Origin of the sequence: Citrobacter sp. TBCS-15, from assembly GCF_005280815.1 — a bacterium.
In the GTDB taxonomy this organism is placed as follows: domain Bacteria; phylum Pseudomonadota; class Gammaproteobacteria; order Enterobacterales; family Enterobacteriaceae; genus Citrobacter; species Citrobacter werkmanii.
Window position 1 is genome coordinate 115,581 of the sequence record NZ_SZWK01000251.1, and the last position, 14,739, is coordinate 130,319.

Below are 14,739 nucleotides of genomic sequence, written 5' to 3' on the forward strand. Positions count from 1 at the left end.
CTGAAGCGTTAAAAAGGGATAGATTTGCCCAGTTTACCACGGACGTGCGGAATTAATGACAAACGATGAAAAGCCGGATGTCGACGCTTTCGCGTCTTATCCGGCCTACAAAGGGCTACAGCACGTTATACTGGTGGCAGGTCAAACAGTAACACTTCGCTGTCGCTATCGGCATGAATCGAAATTGCCTGCTCATCCCAGATTGCCAGACCATCGCTGGTGGTGGCTTTGGTGCCGTTAATGGTGACATTGCCTTTTACCACCTGGATCCAGACGCGGCGCTCGGCGGCAATCTGATGCACCGACTGCTCATCTTTGAGCAGTGCCCAGCGATACAGCTCCATATCCTGGTACACTTTCAGCGAACCATCACGGGCATCCGGCGACAGCACCAGCTGTTTGCCCTGCACCGCATCGAAACGGCGCTGTTCATAGCGCGGCGTAATCCCGTTTTCCTGCGGCATGATCCAGATTTGATACAGGTGCAGTTTCTCAGTATTGCTCGGGTTGTACTCCGAATGACGGATCCCCGTACCGGCGCTCATAATCTGGAATTCACCGGCCGGAACCTGCTCCTTATTGCCCATACTGTCCTGATGCTCCACCGCGCCTTCCAGCACATAAGTCAGGATTTCCATGTCTTTATGGGGGTGAGTACCAAAGCCCTGGCCCGCGTCGATCACGTCATCATTAATCACGCGCAGTGCCGAGAATCCCATAAAATTCGGGTCATAGTAGTTGGCAAAAGAAAAGGTATGCCAGGAATCGAGCCAACCATGATTAGCATGGCCACGGTCGTTAGCTTTGCGTAAATAGATCATTATGTTCACCCCCAGATGTTTTCGATGGAGTAAGTGTGGACTCAATCCGCCTGGGATCATAGAGGGTGAAAATTGACTCCTCTGTTCAAAAAATATGAACAAGCCCAGAGGAGTCTGCGCAGGCTATTTAGCGAGGGTTATCGTGGCAGGCGTTGCCTGTTCGAAAGCACGCTCGAGGATTTCCAGGTTGGTAAGAACTTCAGATTCCTTGACGTAATTAGGCGTACCGACGGTCAGCGTCTGGTACAGCGCATCATAGACGCGACCGTAGTCCCCCACTTCCGGTTTCACCTCTTCTTTCACCGTAACACCGTCATCATTGACATACTCCAGCACACCAACAGAATCGTCAGCGGCGAAACCGGGTTCACCGGGCATGATATTGGCCTTCAGGCTGGTTTCCTGCTGGTCGATGCCGTACTTCACAAACGAGCCTTTGGTGCCATGAACGATAAACTTCGGATAGTCGATTTTCACCAGATGGCTGGTTTTCACAATGGCTTTCAGGTCGCCATAGAACAATTGCGCTTCAAAGGTATCATCCGGGTTCGCTTTGTTGCGCAGACTGCGAATGTCATAGGCTACATGGTCGGGACGCCCGAAAAGGGAAATAATCTGATCCATGGTGTGTACGCCCAGACCATAAAACGCGCCGTCCTGCGGCAGTCCCGGCTTGGTTTCTGCTTCAGGACGGTAGTAATCGAAATGGCTTTCAACCTCAACAATCTTGCCGAGCTTGCCGCTCTCAATGGCTTTTTTCGCGGTGAGGAAGCAGGAGTCAAAACGGCGATTCTGATACGGCGTAACGGTCAGTCCTTTGCTTCGCGCCAGTTCGAACAGCTCTTTTGCTTGCGCAAGCGTCGGCGTGAAGGGTTTCTCAACCAGCACATTTTTACCCGCTTCCAGCGCGCGTTTAGCGTATTCAAAATGGCTGTCAGCATGAGTACAGACGATCACCAGTTTCACCTGCGGATCGCCCAACACCTCATCCAGATCGCTGGTGAAGTGAATGTGGGAATAGATCGGTGCCTGCTCTTCCGGTTTAGCGTGACGACGGAAAATATGCGCGACATGCCAGGTATCTTTACGATTCAGAACGTAAGGGAGATGGTAACGGGTGGTGCTTTTACCGAATCCAATAAATGCGCAGTGTAAGGTCATGAGACGATCCTTTTGAAGGTGATTGTCTACACCATAGCGCAAAGCGACTGAAGACTGAATGTTGGATTCTTTGCCGGATGGTGGCATTGCCTTATTCGGCCTACAAAAGCAGATGCCTCAAAATCGGCCGTCGGCGTCGCGGTCAGTTTGTTCACGGCAAGCGCGCAGGGCCCGGAGCGTATTAAATGTACGTGAGGAGCACGAGCACTTCCCGGGGACAAAATGACAAGTAAGCCAGGCTGAAACAAAACCCCAAAAAAAAGCCAGCAAAAGCTGGCTAAAGTAATACTGGAAGCAATGTGAGCAATGTCGTGCTTTCAGGTTCTCCGTAGGGGTTCCCCTGAACGCAGAGCAATAATAATCATTCTCATTCGCACTTGTCTACTTCTTTTTGCAAAAAAATGCAGTTGACGGAATTTTCTTTCTCAGCGAGTGTAAATGCTCAATTAACCCTGCAGGAGATAAGGAATGAGTGAGATAGTGATACGCCACGCTGAACCGAAAGATTACGATACCATTCGTCAGATCCACGCCCAGCCGGAGGTGTACCACAACACGCTACAGGTTCCTCATCCTTCCATGGAGATGTGGCAAACGCGACTCACCGATCAGCCGGGGATCAAACAGCTGGTTGCCTGCATCGATGATATCGTCGTGGGACATCTTTCCATTGCAGTTGCCCAGCGCCCGCGCCGCAGCCACGTCGCTGATTTCGGTATTTGCGTTGACGCTCGTTGGCAAAACCGCGGCGTCGCCAGCGCGCTGATCCGCACCATGATCGATATGTGCGACAACTGGCTGCGCGTTGACCGCATTGAGCTAACGGTATTTGTTGATAACGAGCCCGCCGTAGCGGTCTATAAGAAGTACGGTTTTGAAATCGAAGGCACCGGTAAAAAATACGGCCTGCGCAACGGTGAATACGTTGATGCGTACTTTATGGCGCGCGTGAAATAAATTTAAGGGCGAGTCATATCGCCCTGATTATTGAAAGGACGCAATAGTGAAAAAGTTTCTTCCCCTGGTTTTGCTGGCCTCGCTCTCCCCTGCTTTTGCCACTACTGTACAAAATCTCGATTCCGTACCCAGTGCCATCCAACATCCGGAAGGTAAACAGATTTTCGCTGAACAAATGGCGGGAGCAACCCCTGCAAAAGGATTTGGTGAGCTTCCTCAGGGCTTATCTGAAAAGCAGTGGATTGCCTGGGTTGCACCGAATGAAGATCCTGACAACCTGATCCTGACTGGTGCTAAATCTTGGGGAAAAGACGGTAAATATATTGGCATTGCCTGTTTTGCCGATAATACGGCTGACGCCGAGCAAGCAAAAAAATACGCGGATAACACCTGCCCGGAAAACTACAGCAACGGGCGCGCTAATAAATTATATCTCGGCGTTTTTTCCTGGCAGAATCCACAGCTAACGCCGATTGCACGCTCGGAAAAACCGTTAAACCAGCTCTCAGAGTGGAATAAAGCCGCTGAAAAAGAGAGCGATGATGAGTCCGTCAGACCGCTGGCTTATTATACAAAGCTGGATCTGGCACCGTACCGGATAGCACCCGATACCCTGGCATTCGGGGTACGGGGTGGATACTCCGATGCCTACTCCGGCGGTGGCGCATTTTATGAAGTGCTGGAACTCTACACCATCAAAGACAGCAAAATAATCAACGTGTTTTCTGACCTTGTTTATTACTATTCAGACATCGCCGGAGACTGGAATAAAGACGGCACAAGGCAGCACGACATCAGCGAAAGTAAGTACATTCTCAAAATGCGCTCGGCAAAGACGCACGGGTTTTATGACTTAGAGCGCGTTAATCTACAGGATAAAAGCAGCCAAATATTCCGCTGGTCCGAATCACTGCAGCAATATGCGCCATAACCTACCAGTCAGGCCTACATCGTTCAGAATGCTGTAGGCTATCGATATGGATAAAACAATATCGACCAATACTCCATCTATAACTCCAAATTATTGAATATATAAATTCTCATCTTACACATTATTTATATTCAGATTCCCCTCAAAAAAACTCACTTAAAGTGAAACGTTTTATTTCTGCTATATACGAACGCCATCAGAAAGCGTAATTACAACAAAGAAAGAATTACCCTTTTCACGACAACACGTAATAAAAGGATAAGGATGTCATGAGTGATATCGTCTATCTGATGGTTTCTGGACAACAGCAGGGCGCTATTTCTGACGGATGTGGAACCGTTGCATCTGTGGGTAACCGCTGGCAATCAGGGCACGAAGACGAGATTTTTGCCTTTTCGCTCTCTAATAGTATAACCAGTACTGGCAGAGGTTCACATTTGCACGGACTGCGATTTTGTAAACTTATCGATAAAAGTACACCGTTGTTTGTTAATACGATTAATAACAACGAACAGTTGTATATGGAGTTTTATTTCTACCGTATCAATAGATTCGGTAGATGGGAGAAGTATTATTATATTCAACTGCGGGGAGCATTCTTATCAGGTATTCAACACCAATTCAGTGAAAATAATTTAGATACAGAAACAATAACCATCAGCTATGAATATATCCTTTGCAAACATCTTATTGCCAACACTGAGTTCAGCTACCTGGCATTGCCCGAAAACTACAACCGCCTGTTTATCCCCCGACCAAAAACCCCCGCAGACAACGGCCTCAAAACGTTAAACAGCAAAGGGGTTGGCAGACTGCTTGCCGCCGGAGGGATCTACAACGGCAATATCGACGGTTTCAGGGAAACGGCGGAAAAGCTGGGTGGCGATGCTCCTGCGGGTTACGAGCAGGTTATGGATAACAAAGGATTGCTGATTCTTGGTGCTTCAGTAGCTGCAGGCTTAACTATGGGAAGGATGAAATTTCCTGAATTAGAAGAACTGGAGCAGTTTGGAGCGAAAGGAACTTATACATCAAGGCCATTTGATCCAGATAAAGCGGGAGGCCCTGTTGAACATCTTACAACTGAAGGCGTAAATATTACCCATGAAGGAATTGCAATTGTAGAAAAACACATATCTCGCTTCGATCCAGATCCTGGTAATGAATTTATGGTAAGCCGTTAAAAAAGATAGCGAACGGTGAGTTGTTACCAGAACAAGTGGATTTAAACTACTACACTCATGAATGTCGAGAGTATCAACGTTATTGCAATTTAGGTTGGGAAACTGGCAGGCCAAGCGATAACCAAGAGGCTTATGATCTATGGAATAACACGCATACATCAACACTCGAAGATTATAGAATAACTGGTAATGACCTTTATCACCCGGATGCACCATCATGGTAAACAATACTGAACTTAACATCTTGAAATTATTAGCTTCCAGAGATGACGTAAATTGGACCTGGTATAATCTTGATCGCGCAATGACCAGTAGGAAAATGGATGGAGTTGGTAACGTAGTCAGGCTCATAAATAACCTATCTAAAGCGGGTTTAGTCGATATAGTAGCAAGGACCCCCTCAGGAATGGATTATTATCGCGTATCTGCCCAAGGCCATAAGTTGCTAATCGAAATTGACCAGCATCACCAAGACCATTCACTATAGTGAAAACTACCCGACAAGCCCTCTCCCATCGAAGAGGGCCGTTATGCTTAGTATCCCGCCGTTAAGTCATCTACGGAACGCGGGTCGGACGCGCCATACAGTGCGCCATCCGGCCCAACCATAATACTTTGTGTGCTGCCCATCGCCTCTTTCAGCGCCACTTTCTGTCCTTTTTGCTCCAGCAGTTTGATTGTATCCGGGCTGAAGCCCTTCTCAACGCGAAGCTCATCCGGCAACCACTGATGATGGAAGCGCGGCGCGTTGGTCGCTTCGGCGACGTTCATTCCGAAATCAATGCTGTTCACTACCATTTGCAGCACGGTAGTGATGATTCGACTCCCGCCAGGGCTGCCGGTCACCAGCCAGGTTTTTCCGTCTTTTACCACGATAGTCGGCGACATAGACGACAGCGGACGCTTCTTCGGACCAACCGCGTTGGCGTCGCCGCCCACCAGTCCGTATACGTTCGGCACGCCTGGCTTGGCAGAGAAATCGTCCATTTCATTATTGAGCAGAATACCGGTATTACCCGCCACAATCCCGGTGCCGAAGGTAGTATTCAGGGTATAGGTCACCGCCACGGCATTGCCGTCTTTATCCACCACCGAGAAGTGGGTGGTCTGGTTGCTTTCATACGGGGCGAGCTTGCCCGGTTTTATCTGGCTGGAAGGTTTGGCCTTGTTGATATCAATTTGATCGGCCAGCGTTTTCGCATAGGCTTTGTTGGTCAGCGCCTGCCACGGCACTTTCACAAAGTCCGGGTCACCCAGATACTCTGAACGGTCGGCATAGGCGTATTTTTCCGCTTCCGCCATGATTTGCATGGCATCGGCACTGCCAAAGCCGTACTTCTTCATGTCGAAGTTTTCAAGAATATTAAGGATCTGCACGATGTGAATACCGCCCGAGGATGGCGGCGGCATGGAGAAGACCTGATACCCGCGATAGTCACCACTGATTGGCGTACGCTCAACGGCTTTATAGCTGGCTAAATCCTCTTTGGTCATCAGACCGCCGTTCTTCTGCATTTCCCCGGCAATCTGGTCGGCAATCGCCCCTTTATAAAACGCATCCGGGCCATTTTCGGCAATCATTTCCAGGCTTTTCGCCAGATTCTTCTGGACCAGCTTATCGCCCTTCTTCAGCGGCTCGCCGTCTTTCCAGAAAATGGCTTTGCTGTTCTCATGATTAGGGAGCACTTCGCTGCCGTAAGTTTTTAAGTCGTCGGCCAGCGCATCGTTAACCACAAAACCCTCTTCCGCCAGCTTCATCGCCGGACGCACTACTTTATTCAGCGGCATCGTGCCGTATTTCTCCAGCGCCAGCGAGAAACCCGCCACGGTACCCGGCGTACCGGATGCCAGATGCGACGTCAGCGACTTTTTCGCATCGGCGTTACCCTGATCGTCGAGGAACATATCACGGGTCGCGGCAGCAGGCGCCATTTCACGAAAATCAATCGCCGTCGTGTTACCGTCTTTGGTGCGCAGCAGCATAAAACCACCACCGCCCAGATTACCCGCCTGCGGATGCGTCACCGCCAGCGCATAGCCAACGGCCACGGCGGCATCGACGGCATTGCCCCCCTGTTTGAGGATATCCACCCCAACCTGGGTGGCTAATGCATCCACCGAGGCCACCATTCCCTGCTGCGCACGCACGGGATGGAACACATCTTCCTCGACACCGTAGGATACCGGTGGTGGCGCTGCCGGCGCGGCAGCAACGCTAAAACAACTTCCTGAGAGCAGAGCAGCAATGGCTACCCGGCGTAAAAACGTCGGTTTTATCATCGTTATTCTCCAGATGTATGGGGTCGGCCCCCACTAAGCCTGGTGCATAACTCTGAAATAATCATCGTAACGGCGAGAAAGGAGTAAACTTAAACGATCCCCGAGAGGAGAAAAGCGATGAAACGACTCTTACTTTTAGCCATGCTATTGCCGTTTGCAGGCTTTGCACAGCCCATCAACACCATGAATAACCCGAATCAACCGGGTTACCAGATCCCGAGCCAGCAGCGTATGCAGACCCAAATGCAAACGCAGCAAATTCAGCAAAAAGGGATGCTCAACCAGCAGTTGCAAACGCAAACCCGCATGCAGCAACAGCACATGGAAAACCAAATCAACACTAATTCCCAGCGAGTCCTTCAGTCTCAGCCGGGAGAGTTGAATTCGGGTCAACAGCAGATGCTGCCCAACAGCAACGGTGGCATGTTGAACGGAACCCGCAACCCGGACAGTTCGCTGAATAAACAGCAACATATGCTGTCGGAGAAAAAGAACGGCGACATGCTGAAGCCCTCCAGCACGCCGCAGCCTAACGTTCCGTTAAAAACGATCGGGCCTTAATAGGGCTGGAAATCCGGCCCTATTGTATCAATGGCATCGGTACAGATGCAGTCCACTCCCCAGCGCAGCAGCTCTGCCGCGCGCTGGGGTCGGTTGACGGTATAAACCAAAATACGTAGCCCCGCGTCGCGCAGCGCATCCACGCGCGCTTCATCCAGCAGCTTATGATTAAGATGAATCGAGACGCAGCCGAGCCGGGTAGTGAGTTCGCGCCAGTCGTCACGCCATTCATCAAGCAGTAAACCGCGCGGCAGTTCTGGAGCCGCCTGCTGCGCTGCTTCAAGCGCGTCAATTTCAAAAGACGACAACAGCGGCGGCGTCATTCCCACCCATAGTTCACGCGCAGCCAGCGCCACGACTTTGCCGGTTAACGTTCCGGTACCGGTCGTGGGTTTAATTTCAATATTCGCCATCATGCCGTGCTGACGGCAGCGCTCAGCCACTTGCGAGAGCAGCGGCAGCGGTTCGCCTTTAAACTCGCCGCTAAACCAGCCGCCTGCGTCCACGCGTAATAGATCCTGCCAGTTCAGCTCACCCGCCACGCCCCAGCCGTTACTGGTCCGTTCGAGATTGTCGTCGTGCAGCAAAAAGATCTCGCCGTCTTTCGACAATTTAGCGTCAAATTCAATCATGGTATGCCCGTATCGCGCCCCCACGTCGATCGCCGCCAGGGTGTTTTCCGGTGCCAGCTTACCGCCGCCGCGATGGGCGGCAATGTGGGGATAAGGCCAGTTACTCATACGCGTTGTCCTGTTTCGCCATCAAAGAGATGCAAATGATTTTCTGGCAGATGCAGCCATAGCGTGCTGCCTGCCGTCGGGCGATGCTGATGCGCCAGTCGCACCACCAGCTTTTGCTCACCCCAGCGTCCGTGCGCCAGGTTATCCGCGCCCAGCATTTCCAGGGTGTCGACAACCAACGGCACACCGCCATCGGCCTGCGAGCTTAACGCAATATGCTCCGGGCGGATACCCAGCGTCATGTTACGCCCAATATATTCCCGGACGTTCCTGGCAATGGGCAGGGCCATGCCGTCATCCAGTTCAAAATGCGTACCCGAAGCGCTAATGCGCCCGTCCAGCAGGTTCATCGCCGGGCTGCCGATAAAGCTCGCCACAAAACGGCTGGCAGGTTTCTCGTACACCTCAACCGGCGTACCGATCTGCTCGGCAATGCCTTTGTTCATCACCATCACCCGCTGGGCAAGGGTCATCGCTTCAACCTGATCGTGCGTCACATACAGCGAGGTGGTTTTCAGTCGGCGATGCAGATGTTGTAACTCCAGACGCATCTGGACGCGCAGCTTGGCATCGAGGTTAGAAAGCGGCTCATCGAACAGGAATACCGCCGGATCGCGAACAATCGCCCGTCCCATCGCCACGCGCTGACGCTGGCCGCCTGAAAGTTCGCGCGGGCGACGTTTAAGCAATTCACCCAGTTCGAGAATACGTGCCGCCTCTTTCACCCGTTCGGCAATATGCTCCTTGCCCATTCCACGAATCTTCAATCCCCAGGCCATGTTTTCTTCCACGCTCATATGCGGGTAGAGGGCATAGTTCTGGAACACCATTGCAATGCCGCGATCTTTCGGCTCCATCTCGGTGACGCGCTTATTATCGATCCAGATATCGCCGCCGCTGACCCGCTCCAGCCCAGCCACCATCCGCAGCAGCGTAGACTTGCCGCAGCCGGATGGCCCGACCATCACGATAAACTCACCGTCCGCAACGTCCAGCGTCAGCGGTTTAATCACCTGGGTTTTGCCATCCCAGCTTTTGGTTACTGCCTGTAGTTTTAAACCAGCCATTTTATTTCTCACTGTCCACTAAACCACGCACGAAGGCACGCTGCATGGCTAACACGATGATTACCGGAGGGATGAGCGTCAGCAGCATGGCTGCCATCACCTGATTCCATTGGGTGGTACCTTCGCCGGTGGCGATCATGCCTTTGATGCCCGCTACCGCAGTGCCCAGGTTGACATCGGTAATAATTAACAACGGCCACAAATACTGGTTCCAGCCGTAAATAAAGGTGATCACGAACAGCGCCGCCAGATTGGTTTTTGACAGCGGTAGCACGATATCGCGGAAAAAACGCATCGGTGACGCGCCGTCAATACGCGCCGCTTCAACCAGCTCATCCGGTAGCGTCATAAAAAACTGACGGAACAGGAAGGTCGCAGTAGCCGATGCCATCAGCGGCAGCGTCAGACCCGCGTAGCTGTCGAGCATTTTCAGGTTGGCGATCACTTCCACCGTCGGGAAAATACGCACCTCAACCGGCAGCATCAGGGTGATAAAAATCATCCAGAAGAACAGGTTGCGCAGCGGAAAGCGAAACCAGACGATAGCGAACGCAGAGAGCATAGAGACGGTGATTTTCCCCACCGTAATACTGAACGCCATGATGAAACTGTTGAGCATCATCAACCAGAACGGCGCGCTGTTGACGCCCACGCCGTTGACCCAGATGTATTTCATGTTTTCCAGCAACTGCGTGCCGGGAACAAGCGTCATCGGCGTTTCAAATACCGCTTTGTTGTCCAGCGTCGCCGCGACAAACGCGACGTACAGCGGGAACAGGATCACCATGATCCCCATAATCAGCATGGCATGGCTAAATATTGTCAGCCCACGACGGTTCTCAATCATTGGTAACGCACCTTACTTTCCACATAGCGGAACTGCACCACTGTCAAAATAATGACCAGGAACATCAGCACCACCGACTGCGCGGCTGACGCAGAGAGATCCAGGCCGACAAAGCCTTCACGATAGATCTTATAAATCAACGTTGTAGTCGCCTGTACCGGTCCACCTGCCGTGGCGGCGTCGATCACCGGGAAGGTATCGAAGAAGGCATACACCAGATTCACCACCAGCAGAAAGAAGCTTACTGGCGCAATCAGCGGCAATGCCAGCTTAAAGAAGCGGCGAATCGGCCCCGCGCCATCAATCGCGGCGGCTTCGATCAGCGATCGGGGAATAGATTGCAGTGCGGCAAAGAAGAACAGGAAGTTGTAACTAATCTGCTTCCAGACAGACGCGAACACCACCAGAAACATTGCCTGACCGCTGTTTTGCGCGTGGTTCCAGTCATAGCCAAACTCACCGAGAAAATGGGTAATCAGCCCGCGACCCGGGTTGAACAGGAAGATCCACAGTACGGCGGCAACAGCGGGCGCAACGGCGTAGGGCAACAGCATCAACGTCTGGTAAAAACGGCTACCGCGCACGACATAATTCACCAGCGCAGCAAAAAACAGCGACACCAGCAGGCCGCTTACCGTAACCAACGAACTGAACTTTATCGTCGTCCAGAACGAATCAAGGTAGTACGGGTCATGGAACAGCGCGACAAAGTTTTCCAGTCCGACAAACTGACTGGAAAGGCCAAAAGGATCAACGCTTTGTAGCGAGTACCATAGCGCTTCACCGGCGGGCCAGATAAAGAAAATAACGGTGATAACCAACTGCGGGGCCACCAGTAAATAGGGAAGCCAGCGCGAGCGGAACACCGGACGGGATGAGGACATGAAGGTTCTTTTCCTGGAAGGTGCCGGATGGCGCTACGCTTATCCGGCCTACGCGTACTTTGTAGGCCGGGTAAGGCAAAGCCGCCACCCGGCATTTCATATTAAGATTTGGTCGATTGCTCAAAGCGGCGCAGTAACTGATTGCCACGCTCAACCGCGGCATCCAACGCCTGCTGTGGGGTTTTCTTTCCGGTCCACACGCTTTCCAGCTCTTCATCCACGATGGTACGGATCTGCGGCATGTTGCCCAGACGCAGCCCTTTAGTGAACGGTAACGGCGGTTTGTTCAGCATCTGACGGGTGGCGATATCGGCCCCGGGGTTCTTATCATAGAAGCCCTGCTCCCGAGTCAGATCGTACGCGGCAGTGGTGATCGGCAGATAGCCGGTTTTCTGGTGCCATTCGGCAGCAATCTCTGGTTTCGCGAGGAAGTTAAGGAACTGCGCTACGCCTTCGTAGGTGGCTTTGTCTTTGCCTTGCATCACCCACAGGCTGGCCCCACCGATAATCGCATTCTGCGGCGCGCCCTTCACGTCGGCATCGTACGGCATCATGCCGACGCCATAGTTGAATTTGGCGTAGTGACGGATGTCGGCCAGAGAACCAGAAGAAGCAGTGGTAATGGCGCAATCCCCATTGTAGAACTTCTCGGTGGATTCATCTTTACGTCCGAAGTAGCTGAAATCACCTTTTTTATTCAGTTCTTCCAGTAGTGCAATGTGTTTCACCTGCTCCGGTTTATTGAACTCCAGCACCGCGTCAGTACCGTCAAAACCGTTGTTTTTGGTGGCGACCGGCAGACCGTTCCAGGCGCTGAAGTTTTCGATCTGAATCCAGCCCTGCCAACCGCTGGCGTAGCCACACTTCATACCTGCGGCTTTCAGCTTCGCGGTGTATTCCGCCAGATCCTGCCAGGTTTTTGGCGGTTGCTCAGGGTCTAAACCGGCTTTTTTGAAGGCGTCTTTGTTGTAATACAGCACCGGCGTGGAGCTGTTAAACGGCTGGGAGAGCAGATGTCCGCTTTTCGAGTCAGTGTAATAACCGGAAACCGTCGGCACGAACTGAGATTCATCGAAGTTGATGCCAGCCTCTTTGAATACTTCATAGACCGGTTTAATGGCTTTTGAGGCCATCATCGTTGCCGTACCCACTTCATAAACCTGCAACAGCGCAGGGGCGTTTCCGGTACGGAAGGCGGCAATACCTGCGCTCAGGCTCTGCTCGTAGTTACCTTTGTACTGTGGAACAATTTTGTAGTCGGGGTTGGCGGCATTAAAACGTTGCGCCAGTGAATCAACTTCTTTACCCAGTTCGCCTTCCATTGAGTGCCAGAACGGGATGGTGGTAACTGCCATCGCCTGACCTGCAAATGCCAGGCTAAGTGCCAGTCCTAAAGCTGTATGTCGTAACGATATCATCGGTTATCTCTCTTGTTGTGCCGGATGCGCGATATCACGCGTTTTATGCTCGCGGGGGTAACATGACATGCTCGAATGACAGAAAAATAACTTTTTTATTACAAAAAAAAGATAGTAAGGCGACAAACAGATGGCAAGGCGGTGAAAGCGGAGTGACAGGAAAATGCGGGGTGGAGCACAACAAAGCCGGGGAGGTGCCTTACCCGGCCCATAAAAAGATTTGCCGTACAGATGAGATCACTCAGGTTGTGCGAACGTAAACTCCAGCGCCAGGCCCAGAACCTGCATACCGTGGATATTATCTTCCGGCGATATCGCCACCAGACTTTCCAGAAACTTGAGCCGTCGCGACTGGGCGTTAATGATGAGCTTTCCTCGTAACGCAGGAAGCTTCAGCGAAGTGATGGGATAAACCACACGGCCAACGACTTCAACCGGCAGCTTGCGTAACTCGACCTGCTGCAGCACACCAACAGAAGAGTACAGCAATGCAACAGGCGTAACGGCAAGCAACGGCGCGCTACTGATGCTGACGAAGTCCAGCAGCAGTTCCGGGCGCAGATAGTGCAGTCCATTAAAAGAGACCGTGACACCTTCTATTGCGGGCATGGGCAGCACGTCAGTTTGACGCGGTAAATCATTCATTCAATTACCATTGACTCGAGATATACATCAAGCCGTTGATTATGCAGCAAATAACCTATGCTTGCTGGGACAAGGCTCGCAATACCTGCAGATTTAGCTAGCGACGTGACCTGACACGCTGCCCATTCACTCCGGTAACGTTAATCCCGACGCCAGCGTCGTTCAAATTCATTCTGTAAACGCTGCTGTTCCCGCCGCTCACGTTCACGCTGGATATCTGATTTCTCATCTTCCCAGCCAGGGCATACCGAGCTGGTGAAGACTTCGCAGGGCGAGCTGGACTGTGCCAACGGGTTGGTTGGTTTCTCTTCCCAGATAGACGGATCGCGCGGGTCGAACGTTTGCGGTTCCAATGCCTGAGCGCCAGATGCAAACGCCAATAACAGAGTTCCAATCATCATGCAGGTACCTGAACGTATCATCCTTTCTCCATGTTCATATTATTATTGATAACCATTCTCAATAATAACATAACGCGATAAAAAGGGGCCATCAGGCCCCTTAACTCTTAAGAGAAATCTTAACCGCCCAGATAAGCGCTACGCACCGCTTCATTCGCCAGTAGCGCATCGCCGGTGTCTTCCAGTACCACATGACCGTTTTCCAGCACGTAGCCGCGGTCGGCGAGTTTCAGCGCCTGGTTGGCGTTCTGCTCGACGAGGAAGATGGTCATCCCCTGCTCGCGCAACTGCTCAATGGTGTTAAAGATCTGCTGGATGATAATCGGCGCCAACCCCAGAGAAGGTTCATCCAGCAGCAACAGGCGCGGCTGGCTCATCAGCGCGCGGCCAATCGCCAGCATCTGTTGTTCACCGCCGGACATGGTGCCCGCACGCTGAATGCGACGCTCATGCAGGCGCGGGAACAGGTCATACACCCACTTGATACGTTCCTGAAACTGGTCCTTCTCGGCAAAGAAGCCGCCCATCGCCAGGTTCTCTTCCACCGTCATACGCGAAAACACACGACGCCCTTCCGGAACGATCGCCACCGCTTCGCGCATGATTTTCGCTGTCTGCCAGTCGGTAATGTCTTTACCATCAAAGACAATTCGCCCGCTGGTCGCGCGTGGGTCGCCGCATAACGTACCGAGCAGGGTGGTTTTACCCGCGCCGTTGGCGCCGATAAGCGTTACGATTTCACCCTGATTGATATACAGGCTAACCTCGTGCAGCGCCTGAATTTTGCCGTAGTGGGCGCTGACTTTATCGAACGATAACATCGCCTTATCCATATTATGCCT

General features: G+C 52.0%; 14 protein-coding genes and 1 pseudogene. 4 read left to right on the forward strand and 11 right to left on the reverse strand.

The window, feature by feature from the left end; all coding sequences use genetic code 11:
* Positions 1-125: 125 nt before the first annotated feature.
* Both yhhW and FDW96_RS13420 read right to left on the reverse strand, forming a co-directional pair.
* Positions 126-821: a quercetin 2,3-dioxygenase gene (gene yhhW, locus FDW96_RS13415; RefSeq protein ID WP_005121602.1), complete on the reverse strand. Its 696-nt coding sequence runs from the start codon at positions 819-821 to the stop codon at positions 126-128.
* A 123-nt stretch (positions 822-944) separates the two neighbouring features.
* Positions 945-1,982, reverse strand: coding sequence for an oxidoreductase (locus FDW96_RS13420; protein WP_137365818.1), 1,038 nt, complete (start codon positions 1,980-1,982; stop codon positions 945-947).
* A 468-nt stretch (positions 1,983-2,450) separates the two neighbouring features.
* Between FDW96_RS13420 and yhhY the strand changes: the two genes are divergently transcribed.
* The 3 genes and pseudogenes from yhhY (at position 2,451) to tssD (ending at position 5,278) form a co-directional block, all read left to right on the forward strand.
* Positions 2,451-2,939 carry an N-acetyltransferase gene (gene yhhY, locus FDW96_RS13425; RefSeq protein WP_137365819.1) on the forward strand — a complete coding sequence of 163 codons (489 nt, stop codon included), beginning with the start codon at positions 2,451-2,453 and terminating at the stop codon, positions 2,937-2,939.
* Positions 2,940-2,985: 46 nt separating this feature from the next.
* Positions 2,986-3,870 (forward strand): hypothetical protein, encoded by an 885-nt coding sequence (locus FDW96_RS13430; protein ID WP_042311863.1) that lies wholly within the window; start codon positions 2,986-2,988, stop codon positions 3,868-3,870.
* Positions 3,871-4,139: 269 nt separating this feature from the next.
* Positions 4,140-5,278: pseudogene (gene tssD, locus FDW96_RS13435) on the forward strand (type VI secretion system tube protein TssD).
* A 310-nt stretch (positions 5,279-5,588) separates the two neighbouring features.
* On the opposite strand, the gene ggt reads toward tssD, so the two are convergent.
* Positions 5,589-7,334: a gamma-glutamyltransferase gene (gene ggt / locus FDW96_RS13445; protein ID WP_079225867.1), complete on the reverse strand. Its 1,746-nt coding sequence runs from the start codon at positions 7,332-7,334 to the stop codon at positions 5,589-5,591.
* 117 nt (positions 7,335-7,451) lie between these two features.
* Here ggt and FDW96_RS13450 point away from each other — a divergent pair, with 117 nt between their 5' ends.
* Positions 7,452-7,895, forward strand: coding sequence for a DUF2756 family protein (locus FDW96_RS13450; RefSeq protein WP_038634965.1), 444 nt, complete (start codon positions 7,452-7,454; stop codon positions 7,893-7,895).
* Here the strand turns inward: FDW96_RS13450 and ugpQ are convergent.
* The 8 genes from ugpQ to livF form a co-directional block, all read right to left on the reverse strand.
* Positions 7,892-8,635: a glycerophosphodiester phosphodiesterase gene (ugpQ, locus tag FDW96_RS13455; RefSeq protein WP_042311855.1), complete on the reverse strand. Its 744-nt coding sequence runs from the start codon at positions 8,633-8,635 to the stop codon at positions 7,892-7,894. The two genes, FDW96_RS13450 and ugpQ, sit on opposite strands and share 4 nt — an antisense overlap.
* On the reverse strand, positions 8,632-9,702 hold the full coding sequence (locus FDW96_RS13460) for a sn-glycerol-3-phosphate import ATP-binding protein UgpC (RefSeq protein ID WP_042311854.1): 1,071 nt from the start codon (positions 9,700-9,702) through the stop codon (positions 8,632-8,634). Before FDW96_RS13460 ends, ugpQ begins: the two co-directional genes overlap by 4 nt.
* Before the next feature lies 1 nt (position 9,703).
* The gene (gene ugpE, locus FDW96_RS13465; RefSeq protein WP_003023450.1) at positions 9,704-10,549 is read right to left on the reverse strand and encodes a sn-glycerol-3-phosphate ABC transporter permease UgpE; all 846 of its coding nucleotides are present in this window, start codon (positions 10,547-10,549) and stop codon (positions 9,704-9,706) included.
* Positions 10,546-11,433, reverse strand: a complete 888-nt coding sequence (gene ugpA / locus FDW96_RS13470; RefSeq protein ID WP_137365820.1) for a sn-glycerol-3-phosphate ABC transporter permease UgpA — start codon at positions 11,431-11,433, stop codon at positions 10,546-10,548. The genes ugpE and ugpA overlap by 4 nt, the downstream gene beginning before the upstream one ends.
* A gap of 101 nt (positions 11,434-11,534) precedes the next feature.
* Positions 11,535-12,851, reverse strand: a complete 1,317-nt coding sequence (gene ugpB / locus FDW96_RS13475) for a sn-glycerol-3-phosphate ABC transporter substrate-binding protein UgpB (protein ID WP_042311849.1) — start codon at positions 12,849-12,851, stop codon at positions 11,535-11,537.
* A 237-nt stretch (positions 12,852-13,088) separates the two neighbouring features.
* Complete coding sequence (locus tag FDW96_RS13480; protein WP_042311848.1) at positions 13,089-13,496, reverse strand: hypothetical protein; 408 nt, start codon at positions 13,494-13,496, stop codon at positions 13,089-13,091.
* A 140-nt stretch (positions 13,497-13,636) separates the two neighbouring features.
* Entirely contained in the window at positions 13,637-13,918 is a 282-nt protein-coding gene (locus FDW96_RS13485) for a hypothetical protein (protein WP_042311846.1), read from the reverse strand.
* 98 nt (positions 13,919-14,016) lie between these two features.
* Positions 14,017-14,730 (reverse strand): high-affinity branched-chain amino acid ABC transporter ATP-binding protein LivF, encoded by a 714-nt coding sequence (gene livF / locus FDW96_RS13490; RefSeq protein WP_087856271.1) that lies wholly within the window; start codon positions 14,728-14,730, stop codon positions 14,017-14,019.
* Between the last annotated feature and the right edge of the window lie 9 nt (positions 14,731-14,739).